16 protein-coding genes are annotated in these 25620 nt (G+C 74.6%); 11 read left to right on the top strand and 5 right to left on the bottom strand.

Annotated features, from left to right (window positions below; all coding sequences use genetic code 11):
* Positions 1 to 22: 22 nt before the first annotated feature.
* Entirely contained in the window at positions 23 to 205 is a 183-nt protein-coding gene (locus OG861_RS10740) for a DUF6104 family protein (protein WP_136215066.1), read from the bottom strand.
* Between the two features lie 121 nt (positions 206 to 326).
* Here OG861_RS10740 and OG861_RS10735 point away from each other — a divergent pair, with 121 nt between their 5' ends.
* The 7 genes from OG861_RS10735 to fxsT all read left to right on the top strand — a co-directional run bounded on the left by OG861_RS10735 (position 327) and on the right by fxsT (position 12707).
* Complete coding sequence (locus OG861_RS10735; RefSeq protein ID WP_329198204.1) at positions 327 to 2429, top strand: VMAP-C domain-containing protein; 2103 nt, start codon at positions 327 to 329, stop codon at positions 2427 to 2429.
* Between the two features lie 93 nt (positions 2430 to 2522).
* Positions 2523 to 3536, top strand: a complete 1014-nt coding sequence (locus OG861_RS10730; RefSeq protein WP_329198206.1) for an AAA family ATPase — start codon at positions 2523 to 2525, stop codon at positions 3534 to 3536.
* Positions 3537 to 3541: 5 nt separating this feature from the next.
* Positions 3542 to 6703 (top strand): SAV_2336 N-terminal domain-related protein, encoded by a 3162-nt coding sequence (locus OG861_RS10725; RefSeq protein ID WP_329198208.1) that lies wholly within the window; start codon positions 3542 to 3544, stop codon positions 6701 to 6703.
* 94 nt (positions 6704 to 6797) lie between these two features.
* On the top strand, positions 6798 to 6992 hold the full coding sequence (gene fxsA / locus OG861_RS10720; RefSeq protein WP_329198209.1) for an FxSxx-COOH cyclophane-containing RiPP peptide: 195 nt from the start codon (positions 6798 to 6800) through the stop codon (positions 6990 to 6992).
* Between the two features lie 111 nt (positions 6993 to 7103).
* Positions 7104 to 8381 carry an FxsB family cyclophane-forming radical SAM/SPASM peptide maturase gene (locus tag OG861_RS10715; RefSeq protein ID WP_329198210.1) on the top strand — a complete coding sequence of 426 codons (1278 nt, stop codon included), beginning with the start codon at positions 7104 to 7106 and terminating at the stop codon, positions 8379 to 8381.
* Positions 8378 to 9631 (top strand): aKG-HExxH-type peptide beta-hydroxylase, encoded by a 1254-nt coding sequence (locus tag OG861_RS10710; RefSeq protein WP_329198212.1) that lies wholly within the window; start codon positions 8378 to 8380, stop codon positions 9629 to 9631. Before OG861_RS10715 ends, OG861_RS10710 begins: the two co-directional genes overlap by 4 nt.
* A 73-nt stretch (positions 9632 to 9704) precedes the next feature.
* Positions 9705 to 12707, top strand: a complete 3003-nt coding sequence (fxsT, locus tag OG861_RS10705) for an FxSxx-COOH system tetratricopeptide repeat protein (protein WP_329198213.1) — start codon at positions 9705 to 9707, stop codon at positions 12705 to 12707.
* 120 nt (positions 12708 to 12827) lie between these two features.
* Here the strand turns inward: fxsT and OG861_RS10700 are convergent, their stop codons facing one another.
* The 4 genes from OG861_RS10700 to OG861_RS10685 form a co-directional block, all read right to left on the bottom strand.
* Positions 12828 to 16739 (bottom strand): multifunctional oxoglutarate decarboxylase/oxoglutarate dehydrogenase thiamine pyrophosphate-binding subunit/dihydrolipoyllysine-residue succinyltransferase subunit, encoded by a 3912-nt coding sequence (locus OG861_RS10700; protein WP_329198215.1) that lies wholly within the window; start codon positions 16737 to 16739, stop codon positions 12828 to 12830.
* Positions 16740 to 16998: 259 nt separating this feature from the next.
* The gene (locus tag OG861_RS10695; RefSeq protein WP_329202445.1) at positions 16999 to 18051 is read right to left on the bottom strand and encodes a HAMP domain-containing sensor histidine kinase; all 1053 of its coding nucleotides are present in this window, start codon (positions 18049 to 18051) and stop codon (positions 16999 to 17001) included.
* A gap of 104 nt (positions 18052 to 18155) precedes the next feature.
* Positions 18156 to 18896: a response regulator transcription factor gene (locus tag OG861_RS10690; RefSeq protein ID WP_329198217.1), complete on the bottom strand. Its 741-nt coding sequence runs from the start codon at positions 18894 to 18896 to the stop codon at positions 18156 to 18158.
* A 124-nt stretch (positions 18897 to 19020) separates the two neighbouring features.
* On the bottom strand, positions 19021 to 19572 hold the full coding sequence (locus OG861_RS10685; RefSeq protein WP_330261694.1) for a hypothetical protein: 552 nt from the start codon (positions 19570 to 19572) through the stop codon (positions 19021 to 19023).
* Positions 19573 to 19614: 42 nt separating this feature from the next.
* On the opposite strand from OG861_RS10685, the gene OG861_RS10680 reads away from it, so the two are divergent.
* The 4 genes from OG861_RS10680 (at position 19615) to lon (ending at position 25353) form a co-directional block, all read left to right on the top strand.
* Positions 19615 to 21030 (top strand): hypothetical protein, encoded by a 1416-nt coding sequence (locus OG861_RS10680; RefSeq protein WP_330261693.1) that lies wholly within the window; start codon positions 19615 to 19617, stop codon positions 21028 to 21030.
* A 70-nt stretch (positions 21031 to 21100) separates the two neighbouring features.
* On the top strand, positions 21101 to 21961 hold the full coding sequence (locus OG861_RS10675) for a sulfurtransferase (protein ID WP_329198221.1): 861 nt from the start codon (positions 21101 to 21103) through the stop codon (positions 21959 to 21961).
* Positions 21962 to 22027: 66 nt separating this feature from the next.
* Positions 22028 to 22852, top strand: coding sequence for a DUF4097 family beta strand repeat-containing protein (locus tag OG861_RS10670; RefSeq protein ID WP_329198223.1), 825 nt, complete (start codon positions 22028 to 22030; stop codon positions 22850 to 22852).
* 104 nt (positions 22853 to 22956) lie between these two features.
* Positions 22957 to 25353 carry an endopeptidase La gene (gene lon / locus OG861_RS10665; protein WP_329198225.1) on the top strand — a complete coding sequence of 799 codons (2397 nt, stop codon included), beginning with the start codon at positions 22957 to 22959 and terminating at the stop codon, positions 25351 to 25353.
* Positions 25354 to 25620: the final 267 nt, after the last annotated feature.

Below are 25620 nucleotides of genomic sequence, written 5' to 3'. Positions count from 1 at the left end.
CTTCGGCGTACGCGGGGGTGGGTTACTCGTCGTCCTCGGCGTCGTCGAGGCGGGCCAGCCAGGTCGCCAGGCGTTCCACCGGGACCTCGAAGTCCGGGTTGAGATCGACGAAGGTGCGGAGCTGCTCGGCGAGCCACTCGAAGGTGACCTCCTCCTCGCCGCGCCGCTTCTCCAGCTCCTCGATGCCGCGATCGGTGAAGTACAAGTCCGGCTCCGTAAGACGTGAGGGGGTGTTTCCCGCCAGGATAATCCGCGTATCACAGACACCTCCCGTCCTCCCTGCCCCGGCGCTAGCCTTGACAGACTCGACCTGAGGGGGGCAGGGGATGCCGGACGGGCGCACGGGCGGCTCCGCGCGCGCCTTCGAGCTTCTCGAACCCCTCGTCAAGGCGGCCACCGTACGCGTCCACGCGCCCGCGGACGGGTATGGAACCCCTGGGACCGGTCCGACCTGGGGCAGCGGCTTCTTCATCGCCCCCGGGTGGGTCCTCACGTGTGCCCACGTGATCGGCGAAGGGGGTGCTGCGGTGCGTCTGGCGGGCCGCGAGGTCGGCATCACCTTCTCCGTCGCCGGCTCCCCCGGGGCGGCGGGAGCCACCGGCACGGTCGCCGGCCGCGTGGAATGCGTACTGCCGGAACGGCTGGAGGAACGCCGGCCCGCCCCGCGCGCCCTGTGGGACCTGCCCGACCTGGCCCTCGTACGGGTACTCGCGCCCATCTCGCACGCCTGCGTCTACCTCACCGACCGGGCCAGGCCCCGCCTCGACGAGGCCGCGTACTTCGGCGTCACCGAGGACCTCGGGGTACGGGAGATCACCGGCCGCACCACCCGGCTGCGCGGCACCGCCGCGAACGGCGCGGCGATCCGCCTCGGCGACGACGACGAGATCGAACCCGGCATGTCCGGCGGCCCCCTGGTGGACCTGGCGCGCGGCGAGGTCATCGGGATCGTCAAGGCCCGCCGGCAGGCGGGCGGCGGGGGCATCGCGGTGTCGGTGGCCCAGCTGCGGACCCTGCCGACGGGCCCGACCGGACAGGTCGGCCTGTACCGGCGGGTGATGCAGGGCCACGACCTGTACCACTACGACCAGCACGTCAGCGACCTGGACAGCCGCCGCACCTGGACGGACGTCCACGACGAGCTGCCCTCGGAGGACGAGGACACCAACGGCGGACCTGAGCGCCCCACCCGCCTCAGCCGTCTCACCCGCCTCACCCCGGGCGAACGCACCACCCTGTGCGGTCTGCTCGCCGAACTGCCGCCGCCCGGCTCCTCCGAGGCCGTCCGCGCCCTCGCCGAAGCCGCCCGCGGCGACGAACCCGACACGGGCTTACCGGCCCCGCTGACCTGGCGCGACGGACTCGGCCTGCTCCACGACCCGCCCGGGACCGGCGGCGAGGCCGCCGCGATGCTGCGCTACGCCACCGACGTCAGCGTCGCCGACCACCGCGAGCCGCCCGCGCCCGGCGCCGACGAGGAACTGTGGGACTGGGTACGGGCCACCGCCGCGCGGCTGTGGCGGCCGCTGCGCCGCGAACTGGGCGAGCGCCACGAACGCGGCCTCGCGGAACGTGAACGGCGCCGGCGCACCTCGGCCGGGCAGATGGTGCACGGTCCCTTCCGCCCGGCCGTGGGACTCCCGCCCCCGGCGCCGTCGGTCCTGCTGGAGGCCTGGGCCCAGGTGTGGGAGGACGTCTACGACTGGCGGGTCTCCGTCCTGGCCGGCCCGGACCGGCCCGGGCAGGCGACCCCGGTGGCCTCCGGAACCCGGGTCACGCTGGCGGACCTGCCCGAGGCGGTGCGGGCCCCGCTCGCCGAGGGGTTCCGGCGGTGCGACACCCACGAGGCGGCCGCGCTGCTGGAGGTGGTCGTGGCGGAGGAGCTGTTCGGGCTCCCGGTGGACGAGTGGACGGTGTCGGGCGGGGTCCCGGTCGGCGTGCAGCGGCCGGTCGTGCTGCGCCACCCGGGCGGCGACCCGCCCGCGGAAGCCGCCGAGCGGTGGACGAGGGTGCAGGCGGGCCCGCTGCTGGACCGGCGGGCCGACTGCTCGCGGGGCCGCAAGTGGCGCCCGGCGCCCGGGTGGCTGGCCGCCCTGGTGGACCACACGGTGCCGGTGCTGTGCCGGGCCGCGGGCGAGGACCCGACGCTCGCGATGCTGCACGACGCGCGGGACGCCGGGTACGGGGTGGTGGTGTGCCGCCGGCCCCCGGCCGACCCCAGGGCGTCCTGCGAACCGTTCCACCGCGGCCTGCGCGAGGAACTGGCCGAAGCCGGACGGGGAGCGGTGCTCCCGGCCCGGCTCCAGACGCTGCGGGGACGGGCGTACGGGGCGGACCCGGACGCGTACTGGGCGGTGGGGACGGCGCTGCTGTGGCAGGACCCGCGGCGGCCGCTCCCGGAGGACGAACCGTTGCAGGGCGACCTGTGAGGGGCACGCGTCCGGCGGGACACCACCGGATCGACCACGCAGGGGCGGGCCCATGGCCGAGGGGCGCGGGCACATGATCGAGGGGGCGGGCACATGACCGAGGAGTGGCTCATCTACCGGGGCGTCGGGGACCCCCACGACGGGATCGACGCCCTGCCGGACCCGCCGCCCTGGCGGGACTTCGACGGCGGTCCCGTCGCGGACGGCCCGGGAGCCGCGGGCACCCCCGACGAGAACGTGGCCCGCCGCCTCGGCGCGCACCGGCAGGCCGCCGAGCTGCACCGCCCCGAACCCGAGGAGCTGGAGGCCATCAACGCCGCGCTGTACCTGCGGCGGCCGCTGCTCGTGACGGGCTACCCGGGAACGGGGAAGTCCACCCTCGCGCACGCCGTCGCCCACGAACTGAAACTGGGCCGCGTCCTGCGCTGGCCCGTCGTCTCGCGCACGGTCCTCCAGGAGGGGCTCTACCGCTACGACGCCATAGCGCGCCTGCAGGACGTACAGATCGCCGCCAGCGGGGGAGCGGCCGAGGGCGCGGCGCCCGGCATCGGGAAGTACATCCGGCTGGGACCGCTGGGGACGGCGCTGCTGCCCACCGCGCGCCCCCGGGTGCTCCTCATCGACGAACTCGACAAGAGCGACATAGACCTCCCCAACGACCTCCTCAACGTGCTGGAGGAGGGGGAGTTCACCCTCCCCGAGCTGGAACGGGTGGCGGACTCCGAACCCGAGGTACGGGTCCTCACCGACGACGGCACCAAAGTGACCGTCCGGGACGGCCGGATCCGCTGCCGGGCCTTCCCCTTCATCATCCTGACCAGCAACGGCGAACGGGACTTCCCCGCCGCGCTGCTCAGGCGGTGCATCCAGCTCAAGCTCGGCCAGCCCGGCGAGAAACGGCTCGCCACCCTGGTGCGGGCGCACTTGGGGGAGGAGGCCGCCCAGCTGGGCGCCGAGCTGATCCGGGAGTTCCTCAGCCGCTCGCAGTCCGAACTGGTCGCCGCCGACCAACTGCTCAACGCCATCTACCTGACCCACTACGCCGCCCCGCCCACCCGGGAGGACCTCGCCGACCTGCTCATCCAGCGCCTCGACCGGCCGAGGTGACGCCCGTGCCCCCCGCCCCCGCCCCCGTGCCCCCGGCCGAGCCCATCCGCGACCTCGCCGCGCTGCTGCGGGGCGCCGGGCTCGACCCGTCCGCCGAGGAGCTCGCCGACGCGCTGTGGCTCGCCGGGCGGACTCGGGGGCCGGCCGGGGCGCCGGACGCCGGTGACGCCCCGGTCCGGGAGCCGGCACCGGGGCCCGGACCGCAGGCGGGCCCGCAGGAGGCGGCCCCGCGCGCGCAGGACCCCGTACGGGAAGAGCCCGATCCGCGGGACGCGGTCCGGCTGTACGCCACCAGGGGCGGCGGGACGGCGGACGGCGACGCGGAACTCCCCGCCGCGGGCGGGGTGCCCGTACGGGTGCCCGGCGCGGCGGCGCTGCCCAGGGTCCTGGAGATCCAGCGGGCCCTGCGCGCCCTCCAGCGGCACCGGCCGCCCGGGCCGCCCACCCGGACCGTCCTCGACGAGGCCGCCACCGCCGAGGCCAGCGCCCGGGCCCTCGGGCTGGTCATCCCGGTGTTCCGGCCGGAGAGCCGGCGCGAGGCGACCGTACGCCTGGTCATGGACGCCTCACCGTCGATGGCGGTGTGGCACGACATGTTCGAGGAACTGCGGTCCGTGTGCGAACGGCTGGGGGCCTTCCGCGACGTCCAGGTCTACTACCTGCACCGGTCGGCCGACGGCGCCGTCGCCGTCGGCCGGGGCCCGCACCCCACCGCCGGGCTCCGCTCCGGTGACCAGGTGCGCGACCCCACCGGCCGGGCGCTGACCATGGTCGTCTCCGACTGCGCCGGGCCCGTGTGGCGGGAGGGCCGGGCGCAGCGCCTGCTGTACCGGTGGGCCCAGTGCACGCCCTGCGCGGTGGTGCAGCCGCTGCCGCAGCGCCTGTGGAACCGCAGCCGGCTGCCGACCGAGCGCGGGGTGCTGACCCGTACGGAAGGCGGCCCCCGCAAGCTGGAGTTCCACCCGGACCGGCCGCCCCGGCCCGGGCGCCCCACGGGCGGGCTCACCGTGCCCGTGCTCCCGCCGAACGCCGCCGCCCTCGGCGCCTGGGCCCGCCTCGTCGCAGGGCTCGGGACCGGGCCCGTACCGGCCGAGGTCGGGCGGGTACTGCCCCGCCACCCCGCCGGGGCCGAACCCCCGCCCCGGGCCGCACGGCCGCCGCGGGAGCTCGTACAGCGTTTCCGCTCCTCGGCCGCGCCCGGCGCGGTGCAACTCGCCCTGTACCTGGCGGCGGCCCCCCTGACACTGCCCGTGATGCGGCTCGTACAGCGCACGATGCTGCCCGACTCGGAACCCTCCGACCTCGCCGAGGTGCTGCTGAGCGGACTGCTGCGGCGCGCGCCGGACGCCGGGTGGTACGAGTTCACCCCCGGCGTGCAGGACGTGCTGCTGGGGCCGCTCGGCCGGGACGAGGCCGCACTGGTGCTCAAGCACTGCTCCGCGTACGTACGGGCCCACTTCGGGCGGGGCGTGCGCAACTTCCCGGCCCTCGCCGTCTCGCAGCTGACCGGCGCCCCCCTGGAGCCCGACGGCGAACGGGTGCCCGCCGGCCGCCTCCCGCAGGCCTTCGCCCAGGTCTCGGCGAAGGTCGTGCGCCGCTACCTGCCCGGGCCGCCGCCCGACGGGCCGGAGACCGAACCGCCGCCCGCCGCGCCCGCCCGGGAGTGGGCCGTACGGACGGCCCGGGCCCGGATCACCGAGGGCGGGCGGCGCGGCCTGTACGAGGCCGTGACCCTGCTGCGCCGGGCCGTGTCGGCGCCGCCCGGCCCCGCCGATGCGGCGGAGGAGGCCGAGCTGGAACTCGCGGGTGCGCTGCTTCGGCTGTGGGCGCTCCAGCGCGACCCGGAGCTGCTCGCGGAGGCCGAGCGGACCCTGACCGGGCTGGGCAGCCCGTCGGCCCGGGCGGCGCGGGGCAAGGTGCTGTACGAGCGGGCCCTGGCCGCGGACGTACCGGACGCGGAGCTCCTGGCGGCGGCCGAGCGGGAGTTCGCGGCGGTCGCGGCCGCTCCCGGCGCGGACCGGGAGTTCCGGCTCGACTGCGTCGTACGCCGGACCCGGGCCCTGGTCCGCCTCGGCGAGCTGCGCGGCGACCCGGGGCCGCTGCGGGAGGCCCGGGCCGCGCTGGAGGCCGCCGGGGAGGACGAGCCCGGGGTCGGCCCGGCCCTCGGGCGGGTCCTGCTCGCCCTGCTGCCCCACACCGCCGACCCCGCGGAACGCGCCGCACTGGCGGAACTGGCCGCGGGCCGGCTGCTCGTGGACCCGGACGCCGGCCCGGAGGAGCGGGCCCGGGCCAGGGTGGAGCAGGCCTCGGCGCTGCGGTACCTGCCCGCGCGGCTGGAGGAGGCGGCCGGGCAGCTGGCCCGCGCCCTGCAGGAGGCGCAGGAGGCGGGTGAGGACGCCGGGCCGGAGGAGGACGGCGAGCCGCAGCTGCGGCTGGCGGCGCTGGTCTGCCTCGCGCGGGTGCACCGGGCCCGGTACGCGCGGGACTCGGACCCGGCGGCCCTGGACGACGCGGCCGGGGCGTACGCGCGGGCCCGCAGGCTGATCCCCAGGGACGGGGACGCCTACGGGGAGCTGCTGCCCGAGTGGGGCGACGTGCTCCTGGAACGCGCCGCGGCCGCCGGCGCCGACGGGCGGCGGTACGCGTCCACCGCCGTACGGGTGCTGCGCGAGAGCCGGGCCGCGGTGCCCCAGTCGGACCCCCGCTCGGCGCGGCGGCTGCTGCGGCTGGCGGCGGGGCTGCGGCTGCGCCACTCCTACGAGGGCGACCTGGTCGACCTGCGGGAGGCCGAGCACCTGCTGGAGCTGGCCGCCCGGCAGAGCCGCAGCCCGCTGGAACAGGCGCAGGCCTGGCGGGAGCACGGGGACGTGCAGCAGGAGATCCACGCCCACACGCGGGGCGTGGACCGGCTCGACAGGGCCGCCGACTCCTACCGCAGGGCGTGGCGCGCGGCCCTGGCCGGCGGCGACGACCTGGAGCGGGTGGCCGTGGAACTGGCCGCGCGGGTGCAGGAGCTGCGCGGCGAGGTGCTGGAACGGCTGGAGCGGCCGAGGGGCGCGCTGGAGGCCTACCGGGCGGCGCTGGAGCTGTGGCTGCGGGCGGGCGCCCCGGAAGCCCGTGTGGCCTGGGTGGGCGAACGCATCCGCGCCTTGGAGGCGGGCCCGTGACCGGCCGGGGCCGGGTACCGCCCCGGCCGTTTCCGACGGCCACGGGAAGGGAAGGGGCAGTGGACCATACGGCCAAGAGGGGGACGGGCGACACATGGTGACTCAGGGTCAGGAAGCGCCGACGGTCCGGCGGGAGTGCGGCGGGCGGTTGCCGGACCTGTCCGGACTGGATCTGGCCGGGCTGCGCGGGATCGGGCACCCGGTGCTCGCCGAGGTGATCGAAGGCCTGGTGGAGCGGGTCACGCACCCCGCCGAGATACTCAACGCCTTCGACTCGGGGGTGGTGTGAGCGAGGGGAGTTGACCACTTTCCGCCGTTAGTCCGGCTCGTCCGCAGGGCAGGGATGCACCGTCCGCCGGGGTACCTCCGGGGAGGCGGCGGGGGAGGGAGGCGCAGGCCGATGACGCAAGCGATCACGAGCGACACCGTGCTGCCCGCGCACCGGCCGCCACCGGCGGGAGCGGACCCCGGCGACGCGCACGTGCGCCACGCTCCCTGGCCCTACGCCCGGCTCGACGTGCCCGCCCTGCGCGCCGCCGGGCACCGCGCCTTCCCCGTCCGGCAGTTCGTGCTCAAGACGCACAGCCGCTGCAACCTCGCCTGCACCTACTGCTACGTCTATGAGATGGCCGACCAGTCCTGGCGCGACCGCCCCGCCGTGATGTCCGCCGCAACCGTCCGCCGCGCCGCCGAGCGGATCGCCGAACACGCCGCCGCCCACCGGCTGACCCGCGTCGACCTCGTCCTGCACGGCGGCGAGCCGCTGCTCACCGGCCCCGCCGCGCTCGCCGCTCCCGTCGAGGCGGTACGGGCCGCCGTCGCCCCCGGCACCCGGGTCACCGCCACCGTCCAGACCAACGCCACCCTCCTCACCCGCGGCCGGCTCGACGCGCTCACCGCCGCCGGCATCCGCGTCGGCGTCAGCCTCGACGGCGGTCTGCCCGCGCACAACACCCGCCGCGCCGACCACGCCGGACGCCCCGGGTTCGCGGCCGCGGCACGCGGGCTGCGGCTGCTCGCCCGCAATCCCGCCGGCTACGCGGGGGTGCTCTGCGTCATCGACCTCGCCCAGGACCCCGTCGAGGTGTACGAGTCGCTGCTCGACTTCGCCCCGCCCGCCATCGGCCTGCTCCTGCCGCTGGCCAACTGGAGCGAACCGCCGCCCGCCCACTCCCCGCACGCGACCCCGTACGCCGACTGGTTGATCGCGGTCTTCGAACGCTGGTGGCACGACGGCGTGCACCGCACCCGTGTGCGCGTCTTCGAGGAGATCATCGCCCTGCTGCTCGGACTGCCCACCGCCACCGAGACCCTCGGCCTGGCTCCCGCCACCACCGCCGTCATCGAGACGGACGGCAGCATCGAACAGGCCGATTCGCTGAAATCCGCCTACGAGGGCGCCGCCGCGACCGGCCTCCACCTCGACACCGACGGCTTCGACCGGCTGCTGGACCACCCCGGGTTCGCCGCCCGCCAGCTCGGGCGGGACGCCCTCGCCGCCGACTGCCGCGCCTGCGAACTCGTCGAAGTGTGCGGCGGCGGACACTACCCGCACCGCTACCGCGCCGGTGAGGGGTTCCGCCGGCCCTCGGTGTACTGCGCCGACCTCCAGGCCCTCATCCGGCACATCGCGCGCGCCCTGCACGCCGCCGCCGTCACCGGGCGGGCCGCCTCATGAGCGAAGCCCCGGCCACCCTCGCCCCGTTCGCCGTCAGCTCCCCGACCCTGCGCGCCCTCGCCTCCACCGAACCCTCGCCGGAAGGCACCCGGCTCGTGCGCGACGTACGCCGCTCCAAGCGGCTGCTCCTGCTGCGCGCGGTACTCGACCGGGCCCCCGGCGCCGAGGCCGCGGAGCACTGGGCGCTGCTGGAGGAAGCCGAACGGCACGACCCCGGCGCGGTACGGGACGTACTGCACTACCCCGCCACCGGGGTGTGGGCCGAGGAGACCCTGCGCCGGCTGGCCGCGCCGGACGGTCCCCCCGCCGACCTCGGGCACCTCGGGGCGCTCGCCGCCGCCGCCGCGCTGCGCGCCGGGATCACCTTCAAGGTCACCCTGCGCCCCGCGGGCGGCCGGCTCGTCCTGCCCACCCTCGGACTGCTGCGGCCCGACCGGCCCGGCCTCCTCGCCGTCACCGAGCGGTCCTGGGCCACCGCCCCCGACCCGCTCCCGCTGCACGCCCTGCCCGACGGCCGTACCGCCCTCGACGACCTCGACCCCTACCGCGCCCCCGCCCGCGACGAGCCCGCCCACGTGCGCCCGGCCCGGCGGCTCACCCCCAAGGGGCACAAGCGCTGGGACACCCAGTGGTCCGGCGCCCTCACCCTGCTGCGGCGCTACGACTCCGCCCGCGCCGACGAGATCGGCCGCCTGCTGCGCTCCGTCGTCCCCCTGGCCGGCGGGGCGCGCTCCAGCGGCGCGACCCTGCCCGCCGCCGCCGGATCCGTGCTGGCCCGGGCACAGGCCCCGCCCGCCCTGGCCGCCACCCTCGTCCACGAGGTCCAGCACGGGAAGCTCACCGCCCTCGCCGACGTCCTGACCCTGCACACCGCCGACCGCACGCCACGCCACTGGGCCCCCTGGCGCAGCGACCCCCGGCCGCTCGACGGGCTGCTGCACGGCGCGTACGCCCACCTGGCCCTCGCCGGCTACTGGCAGCGCGCCGCCCTGTACGGGGCGCGCGGCGCCTGGGCCCGGCACGCACGACTGCGCGCCCAGGTGGCGGCCGTCCTGCCCGCCATCCGCGCCCACCCGCAACTGACCGGCACGGGCCGCGAGTTCACCGACGCGATGGCCGCGGCGGAGCGGGCCATGGACGAACTGCCACCACCCGGCGACCAGCACGCGACCGCCCGCCGGACCCTGGAACGGGAACGCCGCGCCTGGTGCGAGAAGCATCCCGGACTCGCCGAGTTCACCGGTTCCTGAGGGGCCCTGACGAACCGTCCGTTGCGGTACCTTTTCAACCCCGTCCACCGCCCGGTTCCAGGGAGACGGCCGCATGACCACCGGTATTCGGCAGGACCGCGACGGAGCGGCGCAGCCGCCGCAGCGCTTCGTCATCAGCTTCGCGGGCTTCAACCGGCCCTGGGCCGTGTGGATCGCCCACCGCCTGGAGGAGCACGGCCACCGCGTGGCCCTCCAGCGCTGGGACCCGCAGAGCAGCCCCGGAGTCACCGAAGCCCTCGACGACCTGGCCCGGGCCGGGGGCAAGGTCCTCGTCGTCCTCAGCGAACGCTACTTCTCCGCCGGCACCCACACCGAGGAGGAGTGGAACGCGGCCCTGCGCACCGTCACCGAGCACCACCCCGACCGGTTCGCCGCCGTCTGCCTCACCGACGCCCCGCTGCCCAGCGCAGTGGCCGCCCTGGAGAAGACCGACCTGTGGGGGCTGGACGCCTACGAAGCCGAGTACCGGGTGCTGCGCCGGCTGGAGCTGCCCACCGACCGGATCGGCATCGAGAGCGGCCGCCGGGGCCCCCGCTTCCCCAACGACCCGCCCGAGATCTGGGGCCGGGTACCGCGCCGCAACCCGCGCTTCACCGGCCGCAACGACGTCATCGGCCGCCTGCGCGCCGCCCTCACCGAAGCCCCGCCCGGCGCCTCCACCGTCACCCTGCTCGGCCTGTCCGGGGTGGGCAAGACGCAGGTCGCCACCGAGTACGCCTACCGCTTCGCCTCCGAGTACGACGTGGTGTGGTGGGTCCCGGCCGAGGACCGGCCCACCCTGCGCGAGCGGCTCGCCGACCTGGCGCCCGCACTCGGCCTGCCCGAAGGCGCCGGCAGCTACGGCGAGCAGATCCGGGCCGTGCTGGAAGCGCTGCGGCGCGGGAACCCGTACTACCGCTGGCTGCTGGTCTTCGACGGCTGCGACAACCCCGACGACCTCACCGACCTGCTGCCCTCCGGCGCCGGCGACGTCATCATCACCTCCCGCAACCGGGAGTGGGCGGCCCGCCACACCAGCCTCGTCGAAGTCCCCCTGTACGCGCGCCCGGAGTCGGTGACCTTCATCCGCCGCCGGGCCGGTCGGCTCACCACGGCCGAGGCCCACCAGCTCGCGGAGGCCCTGGAGGACTACCCGCTCGCCCTCGACCAGACCGCCGGCTGGCTCGCCGACTCACCGATCGGCGTCGGCGAGTACCTGCACCTGCTGCAGAGCCGGCTCGACTCCCACGAGGCCGTCACCCTCTCCGACGACTACCCGCTGCCCTTCCCCACCGCCCTGGCGATACTCCTCAACAACGTACGGGAGAACTTCCCCGACGCCCTCGCCCTGCTGCGGCTGTTCGTCTTCTTCGCCCCCGGCCGGGTCCCGCTGCGGCTGCTGAGCGAGTTCCCCGCGGACGACGTGCCCGAGCAGCTCGCCGGGCTGATCAACGACCAGATCCGGTGGAACGCCGCCCTCAACAAGCTCGTGCAGTTCTCCGTCGTCCGGCTGGAGTACTCCGACCTCGCCGTCGAGGAGGGCGGCGGCCTGGAGACGGTCCAGCTGCACCGCATGGTCCACAACATCGTCCGCGGGGACCTCGGCGACGACGAGGCCGAGGAACTGTCCCGCGTCGTGCGCCAGGTCCTCGCCGCCGCCGACCCCGGGCGGCCCTCCGACTCCCGCCTGTGGCCCCGCTACGCCGAACTCATCCCGCACCTGGAGCCCGCCGGGGTCCTGCGCAGCTCCAACCCGCGCATCCAGAACTTCCTGCTGCACTGCCTGCGCTACCTGCTGCGCGCCGGCGAGTACCGCACCTGCCTGCGGCTGGCCGAGGAGACCGACGGGATCTGGCGGCCCATGCTCGGCGAGGACCACGACCAGGTCCGCGAGCTCAGCTACCACTACGGCAGCGCCCTGCGGATGCTCGGCCACTTCCGCCAGGCCGAGAGCCTCGCCAAGGCCCGGGCCGAGCGACTGGTGGCCGAACGCGGCCCGCGCGACCTCGAATCGCTGCGCGCCACCAGCTCGTACGCCGGCGTCCTGCTCAACACCGCCAAGTTCGAGCAGGCCCGCGACCTGCTGGAACACGCCTTCGCCAGCTACCGCGAGCTGCTCGGCGAGGACGACGCCACCACCCTCGCCGCGCAGAACAACGTCGCCGTCGTCCTGCGCCTCCTCGGGCGCTACCAGGAGGCCTACGACACCGACCTCGACACCCTGCGGCGCCGCGAACGCGTCCTGCGGGTACGGCACATCGCCACCCTGTCGTCCGGGATCGGCTGCGCGATGGGGCTGCGCCTGATGGGCCGCTACCGGGAGGCCCTGGCCCGCCAGGAGCAAGGCCTCAAGGTCAACGCCCAGGTGCTGGGCACCAACCACCCGCAGACCCTGCGCGCCGAACACAACCTGGGCATGTGCCTGCGCCGCTCCGGGGACATCCCGGGCGCCGGGGCCCGGCTGCGCAGCGTGCTGGAACGCTCGACGCGGGTGTTCGGCGCGGAGTTCCCCTGGACGCTGATGGTCGCCTCCGACTACGCCACCTACCTGCGCGAGTACGGCGACGTGGACGAGGCCCGGCGGATCTCGGAGGACGTCGTACGGGGCTACCAGTCGCAGCTGGGCCTGGCCCACCCGTACAGCATCGGCACGGTCGGAAACCTGGGGCTGGTGCTGAGGGCCCAGGGCGAGCGGGTGGAGGCGCTGAGCCTGGCGGAGCAGGCACTGGTCGGAATGCGGGGCGCGCTGGGCGACCGGCACCCGTGGACACTGGGCTGTGCGCTCAACGCCACCGGCCACCGCAACATCACCGGGCGGCTGGAGGACGCGGTGGAGCTGAGCCGGGAGACCTTGCGGGGAGCGGAACAGGTGCTGGGCCCGGACCACCCGATGACGCTGAGCGCACAGATCGCCCTGGCCGCGGACCTGAGGGCGGTACGGGAGGACGCGGAGGCGGCGAAGCACGAGGACGCGGGCCTCAAGGCCCTGACCCGCACCCTGGGCGCCCAGCACGTCCACACGGTCTCGGCCCGCCAACAAACGCGCCCGTACTGGGACTTCGAACCCCAGCCGTAACCCCGGCCGGGCGCGGGCCGGGGCCGGGCCGGGCGCGGGGCAGCCGGGCCGCCCGGTGCAGCCGGAAGGCCCGGACCCCCGAGGGGGTCCGGGCCTTCACACGTCGGGCAGGAGCGCCGATCAGGCCTCGAAGACCTCGTTCAGCAGCTGCTGCTGCTCCGCCTGGTGGCGCTTGGCGGAGCCCACCGCGGGGGAGGAGCCGTGCGGGCGCGAGATGCGCCGCAGGCGCTCGCCCGCCGGGATGTCCGCGCCGACCGCCAGGTCGAGGTGGTCGATCAGGTTCAGCGCGATGAACGGCCACGCACCCTGGTTCGCCGGCTCCTCCTGCGCCCAGATGTACTTCGCCGCGTTCGGGAACTTGGCGATCTCCGCCTGGAGCTCCGCACCCGGCAGCGGGTACAGCCGCTCGATGCGGATGATGGCCGTGTCCGTGATGCCGCGCTTCTCCCGCTCGGCCTCCAGGTCGTAGTAGACCTTGCCCGCGCAGAAGACGACCTTGCGGATCTCGTTCGGGTCACCCGCTCCGGAGGAGACGCGCGTGTCGCCGATGACCGGACGGAACGAACCGGTCGTGAACTCCTCCGCCTTGGAGGCCGCCGCCTTGAGACGCAGCATCGACTTCGGCGTGAAGACGATCAGCGGCTTGTGGTGCGGGTTGTGGACCTGCCAGCGCAGCAGGTGGAAGTAGTTCGACGGCAGGGTCGGCATCGCGACCGTCATGTTGTCCTGCGCGCACATCTGCAGGAAGCGCTCCGGGCGGGCGGACGAGTGGTCCGGGCCCTGGCCCTCGTAGCCGTGCGGCAGGAGCAGCGTGACGCCGGAGGTCTGGCCCCACTTCTGCTCGGCCGAGGAGATGAACTCGTCGACGACGGTCTGCGCGCCGTTGACGAAGTCACCGAACTGGGCCTCCCAGAGGACCAGCGCGTCCGGACGGGCCAGCGAGTAGCCGTACTCGAAGCCCATGGCCGCGTACTCGGAGAGCAGCGAGTCGTAGACGTTGTAGCGGGCCTGGTCGTCCGACAGGTACTGCAGCGGGGTGTAGTCCTCGCCCGTCTCCCGGTCGATGAGGACCGCGTGGCGCTGGCCGAACGTGCCGCGGCGGGAGTCCTGGCCCGACAGGCGGACCGGGGTGCCCTCCATCAGCAGCGAGCCGAAGGCGAGGGTCTCGCCCATGCCCCAGTCGATGGTGCCCTCGTCGATCATCGCCGCGCGGCGCTGGAGCTGCGGCAGCAGACGCGGGTGGACGGTGACGTTCTCCGGGATGTTGACCTGCGCCTCGGCGATCCGCTTGACGACCTCCTGGGAGACCGCGGTGTTCACCGGGACGGGGAACTGCTGCTGCGCGACCGGGGCCGGCGTGCCGATGGCGGGCTGCGTGGCGGCCTCGCGGACCTCCGCGAAGACCTTCTCCAGCTGGCCCTGGAAGTCCTGGAGCGCCTGCTCGGCCTCTTCCAGCGTGATGTCGCCGCGACCGATGAGGGACTCGGTGTACAGCTTGCGCACCGAGCGCTTCTTGTCGATCAGGTCGTACATCAGCGGCTGCGTGAACGCCGGGTTGTCGGACTCGTTGTGGCCGCGACGGCGGTAGCAGATGAGGTCGATGACCACGTCCTTGTTGAACGCCTGACGGAACTCGAAGGCGAGCCGCGCGACGCGGACCACGGCCTCCGGGTCGTCACCGTTCACGTGGAAGATCGGCGCCTCGATCATGCGGGCCACGTCGGTCGCGTACATGGACGAACGCGAGGACTCCGGGGCGGCGGTGAAGCCGACCTGGTTGTTGATGACGACGTGGACGGTACCGCCGGTGCGGTAGCCGCGCAGCTGCGACATGTTCAGCGTCTCGGCGACGACACCCTGGCCGGCGAAGGCCGCGTCGCCGTGCAGGGCCAGGGGCAGGACCGTGAAGTCCGTGCCGCCCTTGTTGATGACGTCCTGCTTGGCGCGGGCGACACCCTCCAGGACCGGGTCGACGGCCTCCAGGTGCGAGGGGTTCGCGACGAGCGAGACCTTGATCTGCTCGCCGTCCAGGCCCGTGAAGGTGCCCTCGGCGCCCAGGTGGTACTTGACGTCGCCGGAGCCGTGCATCGACTTCGGGTCGAGGTTGCCCTCGAACTCCCGGAAGATCTGCGCGTAGGACTTGCCGACGATGTTCGCGAGGACGTTCAGACGGCCGCGGTGGGCCATGCCGATGACGACCTCTTCGAGGCGGGCCTCGGCGGCCGAGTCGATGACGGCGTCCAGCAGCGGGATGACGGACTCGCCGCCCTCCAGGGAGAAGCGCTTCTGGCCGACGTACTTCGTCTGCAGGAACGTCTCGAAGGCCTCCGCCGCGTTCAGGCGGCGCAGGATGCGCAGCTGCTCCTCGCGCTCCGGCTTGGAGTGCGGGCGCTCGATGCGGTCCTGGATCCACTTGCGCTGCTTGGGGTCCTGGATGTGCATGAACTCGACGCCGGTGGTGCGGCAGTACGAGTCGCGCAGCACGCCGAGGATGTCGCGCAGCTTCATCATCGACTTGCCGGAGAAGCCGCCGACCGCGAACTCGCGCTCCAGGTCCCACAGGGTGAGGCCGTGCTCGGTGATGTCGAGGTCGGGGTGCTTGCGCTGCTTGTACTCCAGCGGGTCGGTGTCGGCCATGACGTGGCCGCGGACCCGGTAGGAGTGGATCAGCTCGAAGACGCGGGCGGCCTTGGTGACGTCGTCGTCGTGCGAGGCGTCGATGTCCCGGAGCCAGCGGACCGGCTCGTACGGGATGCGCAGGGCCTCGAAGACGTCGTCGTAGAAGCCGTTCTCGCCGAGGAGGAGGTTCGCGACGATGCGCAGGAACTCGCCGGAGGCCGCGCCCTGGATGACCCGGTGGTCGTAGGTCGAGGTCAGGGTCATGACCTTGGAGATGCCCAGCTTGTTCAGGGTGTCCTGCGAGGTGCCCTGGAACTCGGCGGGGTAGTCCATCGAGCCGACGCCCATGATGACCGACTGACCGGGCATCAGACGCGGCACGGAGTGGACGGTGCCCAGGCCGCCGGGGTTGGTCAGCGAGACGGTGACGCCGGTGAAGTCGTCCATCGTCAGCTTGCCGACGCGGGCGCGGCGGACGATGTCCTCGTACGCCTGCCAGAACTCGAAGAAGTTGAGGGTCTCGGCCTTCTTGATGCCGGCGACGACGAGCTGCCGGTCGCCGTTGGCCTTCACCAGGTCGATCGCGAGGCCGAAGTTCACGTGCTCCGGCTTGACCAGGGTCGGCTTGCCGTCCTTCTCCGCGAAGGAGTAGTTCATGGACGGCATGGCCTTGATGGCCTGCACCATCGCGTAGCCGATGAGGTGCGTGAAGGAGATCTTCCCGCCCCGGGCGCGCTTGAGGTGGTTGTTGATGACGATGCGGTTGTCGAACAGCAGCTTCACCGGGACGGCGCGGACGGACGTGGCCGTCGGGACGTCGAGGGAGGCGTTCATGTTCTTGGCGACGGCCGCAGCCGGACCGCGGAGCGTCACCAGCTCGGGCCCGGCGGGGGCCTCGGTGGTGGGCGCGGACTTCTGCGGGGCGACCGGAGCGGCCTGAGGGGAGGGCGCGGCCGGTGCGGCGGCCGGGGCCTGGGAGGTGACAGTCACAGCAGGGGCACCAGAGGGGGTGGCAGGAGCAGGGGCAGGAGCTGGCGCGGGCGCGGCGGCGGCAGGGGCTCCGGTGGAGCCGGTGTTCGCCACGGGAGGTGCGGCGCTCGCCGCCCCCGTGGCGGCTGCGACGCTGGCCCGCGGGACCTCGGCGGGGACGGTGGCGGCGGCCTGTGCGGAGGCGCCGTCCGTCGTCGTGGACTTCTCGGGACCGTCCGCCTTCACGGGAGCGGCAGCGCCCCCCGGCTTGTAGTCGGCGAAGAAGTCCCACCAGGCCCGGTCGACCGAGTTGGGGTCCTGGAGGTACTGCTGATAGATCTCGTCGACGAGCCACTCGTTGGCACCGAAGCCTGAGGCAGGGGTCTTCCCGCCCTCTGCTGCTTCGGTCGTGGTGCTCGGGTTACTGGGGGACTGTGGCGACACGGCGGCAACCGCCCTCTTCCGCTTCACAAGGTATGGACAGCGGGAATAAAGGCTACGCCTCCCGGGAGGGGTGATGCAGGCCGGGCGGGACTTACGTCGCGCAGGTCACATCGAACGGCGGGTTTCACCGCCGGGAATGGCGGGAAACAAGCGTGGTTCGGGTAGGGGGCACCGAGGTTGCGGCCCCCTTGGCTTCGCACCCCTTACGATCCCTGCCTGGTGTGGCCGAGATCATGTCTTCTCCCACTCGAACCCTACGTCAACGCGACGCCGGCGAGCTGCCCGGAAGCGTGACGAGGATGCGGCAGCCCCGTGACGATTCGGCCACGCGGATGTCGCCACCGTGCAGGCCGACGGCCCAGCGGGCGATCGCGAGGCCCAGCCCCGTACCGCCGTCGCCGCCGCCCGCGCTGCCCCGGTTGAAGCGCTCGAAGACCCTGTGGCGTTCCTCTTCCGGGATTCCAGGGCCTTCGTCCCGGACCTCGACCACCAGGCTGTCGGGCGCGTCGCCGGCCCGGGCGCGGACCGTGACCCGGCCGTGCGGCGGGCTGTGCTTGACCGCGTTGTCGATCAGGTTCGCCACCACCTGGTGCAGCCGCTCCGCGTCCGCGTACGCGGTCAGTCCCGACGGGTGCACGTCCAGGTGGAGGTGGACGTCGTTGCGGGTGTGGCCGCCCGAACCCGTGGCCAGCCCCGGGCGGCCCGCCGCCGCGAGACCCGACTCCTTGAGCACCCCGGACAGGTACGGCCACACCTCGAAGCGGCGTGCCCGCAGCGGCACCACCCCGTTGTCCACCCGGGACAGGTCCAGCAGGGTCTCCACGAGCCGGCCCAGCCGCTCCGTCTGCTTGAGCGCCGTCCGCATGGTCTCCGGGTCGGCCTGGGAGACCCCGTCCACCACGTTCTCCAGCACCGCGCGCAGCGCCGCGATCGGCGTGCGCAGCTCGTGCGAGACGTTGGCGACCAGTTCCTTGCGGTGGCGGTCCACCGCCTCCAGGTCGTCCGCCATCAGGTTGATCGTCGAGGCGAGGTCGCCCAGCTCGTCGCGGCGCCCGGCCCCGCGCACCCGGCGGGTGTAGTCCCCGCGGGAGATCGCCCCGGCCACCGTCGTCATGTCGTCCAGCGGCGCCGTCAGGCTGTGCGCCACGAACTGTGTGATCAGCATCGAGGCGATCACCGAGAACACGGTGATGAACCGCAGCTCCGTGTCGGTGCGCAGGGCCACCATCAGCAGCCCGGTCGTGATGAACACGGACACCACGACGAGCGAGCCCAGCTTCGTCTTGATCGAGAACGGCGAGAACGGGCGCAGCCCTCCGGCGCGGTCACCGGCGCGGTCACCGAGCCGTTCTCCGGGGCGGTCACCCGCTCCGCCGGTGCGGCCGGTGCCGCGCCCCCGACCGGGGCGGGCGCCGCTCACGACTGGGCCGGGGTCTCCAGGGCGTACCCGACGCCGTGGACCGTACGGATCCGCTCGGCGCCGATCTTCCGGCGCAGCGCCTTGATGTGGCTGTCGACCGTGCGCGTGCCCGACGCGTCGGCCCAGTCCCACACCTCGGCCAGCAACTGCTCGCGGGAGAGGACCGCGCGCGGCGTCCCCGCCAGGCACACCAGCAGGTCGAACTCGGTCGGCGTCAGGTGCACGTCCTCGGCCTGCACCCGCACCCGCCGCTGTGCGTGGTCGATCTCCAGGTCACCCAGGCGCAGCGTCGCCCCGCGGGGGGCGCTCGCCGCCTGGGTGGCCCGCTCCACCCGCCGCAGCAGCACGTGGACGCGCGCGGCCAGCTCCCGCATCGAGAACGGCTTCGTCATGTAGTCGTCCGCGCCGACCCCGAGCCCGACCAGCATGTCGGTCTCGTCGTCCCGGGCGGTGAGCATCAGGACCGGGACCGGCCGCTGCGCCTGGACCCTGCGGCAGACCTCCAGCCCGTCGAAGCCGGGCAGCATGACGTCCAGCACCAGCAGCTCGGGCAGCCAGCTCTCGGCTGCCGCGACCGCGGCCGGGCCGTCGTACGCCGTCTGCACCTGGAATCCCTCGGCGCGCAGCCGGGCCGAGATGGCGTCGGCGATGGTGCGGTCGTCCTCGACCACGAGCACGCGCCGCTGGGCACCGGGGGTGGCCGCGGCGCCGCTGTGGGTGGTGTGTGTCTGTTCCATGTCCCGCCCCTGAAGATCCCGCGTGATGGGGTGCAGCGTAGAGGAGGCACCGGCCCGCGGCCATGTGGGGTTCCCACGGACCGCCGCGGGCGTCCGGAACCCGCCCGGACCCGCCCGGACCGGCTCAGCCCTCGAAGGGGGGCAGGGCGTCCAGCACCTTCGTCAGGGCGGGCGGGACGGAGCCGTCGTCGGTGACGACCCTGAGCGTGCCGCGCACGAAGGTGTACGTGAACCCGTCGAAGACCGTCCCGCCGCTCTTGGCCGGCCGGGGCAGGTGCGCGAAGTCGGCCTCCTGGACGGCCGTGCGCAGCCGGGTGAGCTGGGCCGCCGAGAGGCGGCCGGTGCCCTCGGGTTCGGCGCGCGCGCCCTGCCGGGTCCAGGCTCCGTCCGAGGCGACGGCCAGGGTGTGCGTCCGGCCGGCGAAGCCGCCGCTGCGGGTGACTGTGACCAGTGTCTCGGTGGCGGCGGGCGGCGGGGAGGACGCACCGGGGTCGGGCGCGGGCTGCGAGGGCCCGCCGGGGCCGGGGGAGGGCGGGTCCTGCCGGGAGGGCAGGCTGCCGCCGGCCGACGCCTCCGCGCTCAGGGTGACCAGCGAGTGGTCGGGTCTGGCCAGACCGCATCCGCCCAGGAGCACCGCGCCCAGTAGTGCCGCCGCCATCGCCCGGAACACTCGCACAACCCACCTCCGCTGGAACGGGGGCCGACCCGAACCCCGAGTATGGAGTCCGCACCACCCGCACGGAAGCACCCGGAGGCCGACATCAGCCGCACAGCCCTGTGGCGCGGGCTGCCGCCGCTCCTCGCCGTCGTCCTCGGCCTCTGGGGCCTGGAACGCGGCCCCGGCGGCGGCAGCATGTGGCGCGACGAATCCGTGACCGTCCAAGTGGCGCACCGTCCGCTGCCCGACCTCGCCGGGCTCCTCGGGCGGGTCGACGCCGTCCACGGGCTGTACTACCTGCTGATGCACGGGGTGTACGGCCTGTGGGACGCGGGCCTGTGGGCGCTGCGCCTGCCCTCCGTCGCCGCCACCGCCCTGGCCGCCGCCGGAGTGGCCGCGGTGGCGCACCGGCTCGCCGGGCCGCGGGCCGCGGTGATCGCCGGAGCCGCCTACGCCCTGCTGCCGCCGGTGCAGATGTACGCCCAGGAGGGGCGCTCGTACGCCCTCGTCGCCTGCGCCGCGGTGTGGGCCACGTACCTGATGCTGGCCGAGCGGTGGGTGGCGTACGCGGTGGTGCTGCTGCTCGGCTGCTGGCTGCACGAGTTCGCGGTGCTCGCCCTCCTCGCGCACGGCTGCGCCGCCCGGCGCTCGCGCGGCTGGCGGTGGAGCGCCGCGGCCGTCCTGGCCGCGCTGCTGCCGCTGGCCCTCGTCAGCGCCCGGCAGGCGCAGCAGCAGCTCGGCTGGCTCGGGCGGCCGGGCTGGCAGGACTGGGCGGCCTACGGGGTGCTCGCGCTCGCCGTGGTGCTCCTGGCGCGGGGCGTGCGCGACGAGCGGGAGGCGCTGCGGGTCGCGGTACCGCTCGCGCTGCTGCCGCCGGGGCTGCTGATGGCGGTCTCGCTGGTGCACCCCTGGTACGTCGACCGGTACGTGCTCTACGCGCTGGCCGGGCTCGCGCTGCTGATCGGGCTGCGGCTCGCGCGGGCCGGCCGGGTGCGGGCGCGGGCGGTGTGGCCCTGGGTGCTGGCGGGGGCGCTGCTGGCGCCCTGGGGATGGTGGTCGGGGTGGCTGAGGACCCCCGAGAGCCGCAAGGACGACGTCCTGGCGGTGGCCGCGGCCGTCCGGGAGCGGGCCCGGCCGGGGGACGCGGTGCTGTTCATGCCGTCGCGGCGGCGCGAGTGGCTGCTGTCCTCACCCGGGACGTACGCGCCGCTGCGGGACGTGGCCCTGGCCCGGACCCCGGCGGACTCGCGCAGCCTGTGGGGGACCGAGCTGCCCGCCGGGGAGATCCGGGCCAGGCTGGCCCGGACGCCGAGGGTGGTGGCCCTGCTCGACCCGCAGGGGCAGCCGCTGGACCCGTACCCGGCGGAGGCCGCGAAGCGGGAGGCGCTGGCGGCCGGGTTCCGGCTGTGCTCGCTCGCGCAGGTGCGCGGGGCGCAGGTCGCGGTGTACGGCCGGACGGGAGCCGACTGCCGCTGAAAGGGCCGTCGGGCCACGGTGCTTGGATGGGCGGGTCGATCCCGACGCAGACCCGGCCGGAGGAACCCGAATGAGCGCGCCAGAACCCCCCTTCGGACCCCTGATCGGGGCCGAGCAGCTCGCCGTCCTGCTCCTGGAACCGGACCTGGTGCTGTTCGACGCCTCCGTCGGCGCGCTGCGCGGCGCGGACCGGCGCATCCCGGGGGCCCGCCCCTTCGACCTCGACGGGGCGCTGTCCGACCACGGCTCGTCCCTCCCGCACACCATGCCCGCCGCCGCGCGGTTCGAGGAGGCGGTGCGCGCGCTCGGACTCGGCGACGGCGACACGGTGGTCGTGTACGACGGCGCCGGGATCCACTCCAGCGCCCGGGCCTGGTGGATGCTGCGCGCGATGGGCTTCGACCGGGCCGCCGTCCTGGACGGCGGGCTGCCCGCCTGGCAGGCCGCCGGGCTGCCGCTGGAGGACACCGGCCCGGCGTACGAGGGCCCGCGCGGCTCCTTCACCGCCCGGCCGCGCCCCGGGCTGCTGGTGGACGCCGCCGCCGTGGCCGCGGCCCTGGCGGATCCGGGCGCCGCGGTACTGGACGCCCGCACCCGGGGCCGGTTCGCGGGCACCGCCCCGGAGCCCCGGCCGGGCCTGCGCGGCGGCCACATGCCGGGGGCGGTCAGCCTCCCCTTCACCGAACTCCAGGCCCCCGGCGGCCTGATGAGGCCCGCTGCGCAACTCCGGGAGGCGTTCCGTGCGGCGGCGGGGGACCGGGAGCGCCTCTACCTCAGCTGCGGCTCGGGGGTGACGGCCTGCGTCCTCGCGCTGGGCGCGGAGCTGGCCGGCTACCGGGAGACGGCCGTGTACGACGGCTCCTGGAGCGAATGGGGCCTCCCGGAGCTGCCCGGCGGGCCCCGGGAGCGCCCGGTGGCGACGGGGGGATAACCCCCCGGCCCGTCCGGGTAGCGGCCCCCTCGTGGCGAGGGGGCGGGCCCCGTCAGACTTCCGCTCATGACGTATCGCTCCCGCACCTTCCCCGCCCGGCCCGCCCTCGCGTTACCCGCCCTGGCCGTGTCGGCGGCACTGCTCCTGACCGGCTGTTCCCTCGGCCGTCTCACCGAGGGCGGGCAGAAGACGGCGACCGACGACGCCACCGTGGGCGAGGCCGTCCAGGCCGTCGAGGTGACCGACGGACGGCACGGCTCCGTCGAGGTCGTCCCGGGCAGCGGCACGGGCGTCACCGTCCACCGCACGGTCCATTACCGCGGGGACACCCCGCCCCGGCCGGACCAGCGGGTCACCGCGGGCGTGCTCACCTTCACCGCGGGCTGCTCCGACACCTGCTACGTCGACTACCGGCTGGAGGTGCCCGCCTCGGCGACGGTGAAGCTGCGGACCGACAGCGGCCGCCTCACGGTCACCGGCGTCGCGGCCGCCGAGCTCACCACCTCCTCGGGCACCGTCACAGCCGATCGCGTCGCGGGCCCGCTGACGGTTCGCACCTCCTCCGGCGACGTCGGGGCCGGGCGCGTCGCGGGCCCGCTGAGGATCCGTACCTCCTCGGGCGACATCCGGGCCGCGGAACTGTCCGGCGCGCAGGCCGAGGTCCGCTCCGGTTCGGGCGACGCCCGCCTGGCCTTCACCACGCCCCCGGCCTCGGTCGCCACCGACACCGGCTCGGGCGACCTGACGCTCCGGGTGCCCCGGGGCTCCTACCGGATCGCGGCCACCACCTCCTCCGGCACCCGTGACATCACCCTCCCCGCCGACCCGGCCGCCCCGTCGAGCCTCTCGGTGAAGACCACCTCGGGCGATCTGCACCTGTCGGCAGACTGACCCGGGCGCACGTGTTCGCCCCCGGCGAACTGAGGTTGGGGAACATTGCCGGGCTCCGGGACATTGAGTCGGCATAGCTCAACTTCACTGCCGGAGGGAAGATCATGGCTTCGACGCCCGTAACGCTCACCCTGCCCGTGTTGCCGCTCGATGACGAGGTCGTCCTGCCCGGGATGGTGGTACCGCTGGACCTGTCCGACGCCGAGGTGCGGGGCGCCGTGGAGGCCGCGCAGGCCGCCGCGGGCAGCGGGAAGCCGCGGGTGCTGCTCGTACCGCGCATCGACGGCAAGTACGCCGCGACGGGTGTGCTCGGGACCGTCGAGCAGGTGGGACGGCTCTCCGACGGTGACCCCGGGGCGCTGATCCGCGGCCGCGGCCGCGTCCGCATCGGCGCGGGCACCACCGGCCCGGGGGCCGCGCTGTGGGTGGAGGGGGAGACCGTCGACGAACAGGTGCCCGACCCGCTGCCCGGAGCCGTCGCCGAGCTCGTCAAGGAGTACAAGGCCCTCGCCACCAGCTGGCTCAAGAAGCGCGGCGCCTGGCAGGTCGTGGACCGGGTCCAGCAGATCGAAGGGGTCTCGGCGCTCGCCGACAACTCCGGGTACTCGCCGTTCCTGACGGTGGCCCAGAAGGTCGAGCTGCTGGAGACGGCCGACCCCGTGGCCCGGCTGAGGCTCGCCATCAAGGCGCTCAGCGACCACCTCGCCGAACAGGACGTCGCCGAGTCCATCGCCAAGGACGTCCAGGACGGCGTCGACAAGCAGCAGCGCGAGTTCCTGCTCCGCCGCCAGCTGGAGGCCGTCCGCAAGGAACTGCGCGAACTGGGCGGGGAGAAGGAGGGCGAGGAGTCCGACGACTACCGGGCCCGCGTCGAGGCCGCCGACCTGCCCGAAAAGGTACGGGAGGCCGCGCTCAAGGAGGTCGAGAAGCTGGAGCGGGCCAGCGACCAGTCCCCCGAGGGCTCCTGGATCCGGACGTGGCTGGACACCGTCCTGGAACTGCCCTGGAACGAGCGCACCGAGGACGAGTACGACATCCGCGGCGCCCGCGCGGTGCTCGACGCCGAACACGCCGGGCTCAGCGACGTGAAGGACCGCATCACCGAGTACCTCGCCGTCCGCAAGCGGCGCTCCGAGCGCGGCATGGGCGTCATCGGCGGACGCCGCGGCGGCGCCGTACTGGCCCTGGTGGGGCCGCCCGGCGTGGGAAAGACCTCCCTCGGCGAATCGGTCGCGCACGCCATGGGCCGCAAGTTCGTCCGGGTCGCCCTCGGCGGCGTACGGGACGAGGCCGAGATCCGCGGCCACCGGAGGACGTACGTCGGCGCGCTGCCCGGCCGCATCGTGCGGGCCATCAAGGAGGCCGGGTCGATGAACCCGGTCGTGCTCCTGGACGAGATCGACAAGGTCGGGTCCGACTTCCGGGGGGACCCCGCGGCCGCCCTGCTGGAGGTGCTGGACCCCGCGCAGAACCACACGTTCCGCGACCACTACCTGGAGGTGGAGCTGGACCTGAGCGACGTGGTGTTCCTGGCCACCGCGAACGTGCTCGAATCCATCCCCGAGGCGCTCGCCGACCGCATGGAACTCGTCAGGCTCGACGGCTACACCGAGGACGAGAAGATCGTCATCGCCCGGGACCACCTGCTGCCGCGCCAGCTGGAGCGGGCCGGGCTCGCCGCCGACGAGGTGGTCCTGGAGGAGGACGCGCTGCGCAAGCTGGCCGGGGAGTACACCCGGGAGGCGGGCGTCCGCACGCTGGAGCGGTCGCTGGCACGTCTGCTGCGCAAGGTCGCCTCGCAGCACGAGCTGGGGGAGCGGGACCTGCCGTTCACCATCGGCGCGGACGACCTGCGGGCGCTCATCGGGCGGCCGCACCACGTCCCGGAGTCCGCGCAGGACCCGGCCGAGCGGCGCACCGCCGTACCGGGCGTGGCCACCGGCCTCGCCGTGACGGGAGCGGGCGGCGACGTGCTGTTCGTGGAGGCGTCCCTGGCCGATCCGGAGACCGGGGCGGCCGGGCTGACCCTGACCGGGCAGCTGGGTGACGTGATGAAGGAGTCGGCGCAGATCGCCCTCAGCTTCCTGCGCTCGCACGGCGCCGAGCTGGAGCTTCCGGTGGCCGACCTCAAGGACCGGGGCGTGCACATCCACTTCCCGGCGGGAGCGGTACCGAAGGACGGTCCCAGCGCGGGCATCACGATGACGACCGCGCTGGCGTCGCTGCTGTCGGGGCGGCAGGTGCGGACGGACGTGGCGATGACCGGGGAGGTCTCGCTGACCGGGCGCGTGCTGCCGATCGGCGGGGTCAAGCAGAAGCTGCTGGCCGCGCACCGGGCGGGGCTGACGACGGTGATCATCCCGAAGCGGAACGAAGCGGATCTGGATGACGTGCCGGCGGAGGTTCTGGAGGGGCTGGAGGTGCACCCCGTCACGGACGTGCGGCAGGTCCTGGAGCTGGCGCTGGCCGAGGCGGAGGTGGCGGTGGTCACCGCGGCCTGACCCGGCCCGTCACCCCGGCGGGGACCGGGGTGACGGCCCGGCCGTTGCGGCGGTCGCGCGGGGCGGCCCCGGCTGCGCCGGGTGCTGCGGGGCCCGCCCCGCGCCCCGCTCCTCCCCGCTGCCGGCAGGTGCCCCCACGGGCGGGATCCGCCACCGTCCCGATCGCCGGCGGGGCCCGATCCGCCGGTTGCCGGGGGCGTCGTGCCGTACGGGGGGTGCGCTGCGAAATACTGGGCCGACGCAGCGTGACCACACCATCGACGGGAG

The organism is Streptomyces sp. NBC_00539 (genome assembly GCF_036346105.1).
Lineage (GTDB): Bacteria > Actinomycetota > Actinomycetes > Streptomycetales > Streptomycetaceae > Streptomyces.
The sequence above is the reverse complement of the archived record's forward strand: the minus strand, read 5'-3'. Positions and strand labels throughout refer to the sequence as shown.

What these genes read in the sequence shown, in the direction of transcription:
- OG861_RS10670 (WP_329198223.1), top strand. Translation starts at nt 22,028, where the DNA reads ATGACGTATCGCTCCCGCACCTTCCCCGCCCGGCCCGCCCTCGCGTTA.
- OG861_RS10690 (WP_329198217.1), bottom strand. Translation starts at nt 18,896, where the DNA reads ATGGAACAGACACACACCACCCACAGCGGCGCCGCGGCCACCCCCGGT.
- OG861_RS10680 (WP_330261693.1), top strand. Translation starts at nt 19,615, where the DNA reads ATGGAGTCCGCACCACCCGCACGGAAGCACCCGGAGGCCGACATCAGC.
- OG861_RS10735 (WP_329198204.1), top strand. Translation starts at nt 327, where the DNA reads ATGCCGGACGGGCGCACGGGCGGCTCCGCGCGCGCCTTCGAGCTTCTC.
- lon (WP_329198225.1), top strand. Translation starts at nt 22,957, where the DNA reads ATGGCTTCGACGCCCGTAACGCTCACCCTGCCCGTGTTGCCGCTCGAT.
- OG861_RS10675 (WP_329198221.1), top strand. Translation starts at nt 21,101, where the DNA reads ATGAGCGCGCCAGAACCCCCCTTCGGACCCCTGATCGGGGCCGAGCAG.
- OG861_RS10710 (WP_329198212.1), top strand. Translation starts at nt 8,378, where the DNA reads ATGAGCGAAGCCCCGGCCACCCTCGCCCCGTTCGCCGTCAGCTCCCCG.
- OG861_RS10730 (WP_329198206.1), top strand. Translation starts at nt 2,523, where the DNA reads ATGACCGAGGAGTGGCTCATCTACCGGGGCGTCGGGGACCCCCACGAC.
- fxsA (WP_329198209.1), top strand. Translation starts at nt 6,798, where the DNA reads ATGGTGACTCAGGGTCAGGAAGCGCCGACGGTCCGGCGGGAGTGCGGC.
- fxsT (WP_329198213.1), top strand. Translation starts at nt 9,705, where the DNA reads ATGACCACCGGTATTCGGCAGGACCGCGACGGAGCGGCGCAGCCGCCG.
- OG861_RS10715 (WP_329198210.1), top strand. Translation starts at nt 7,104, where the DNA reads ATGACGCAAGCGATCACGAGCGACACCGTGCTGCCCGCGCACCGGCCG.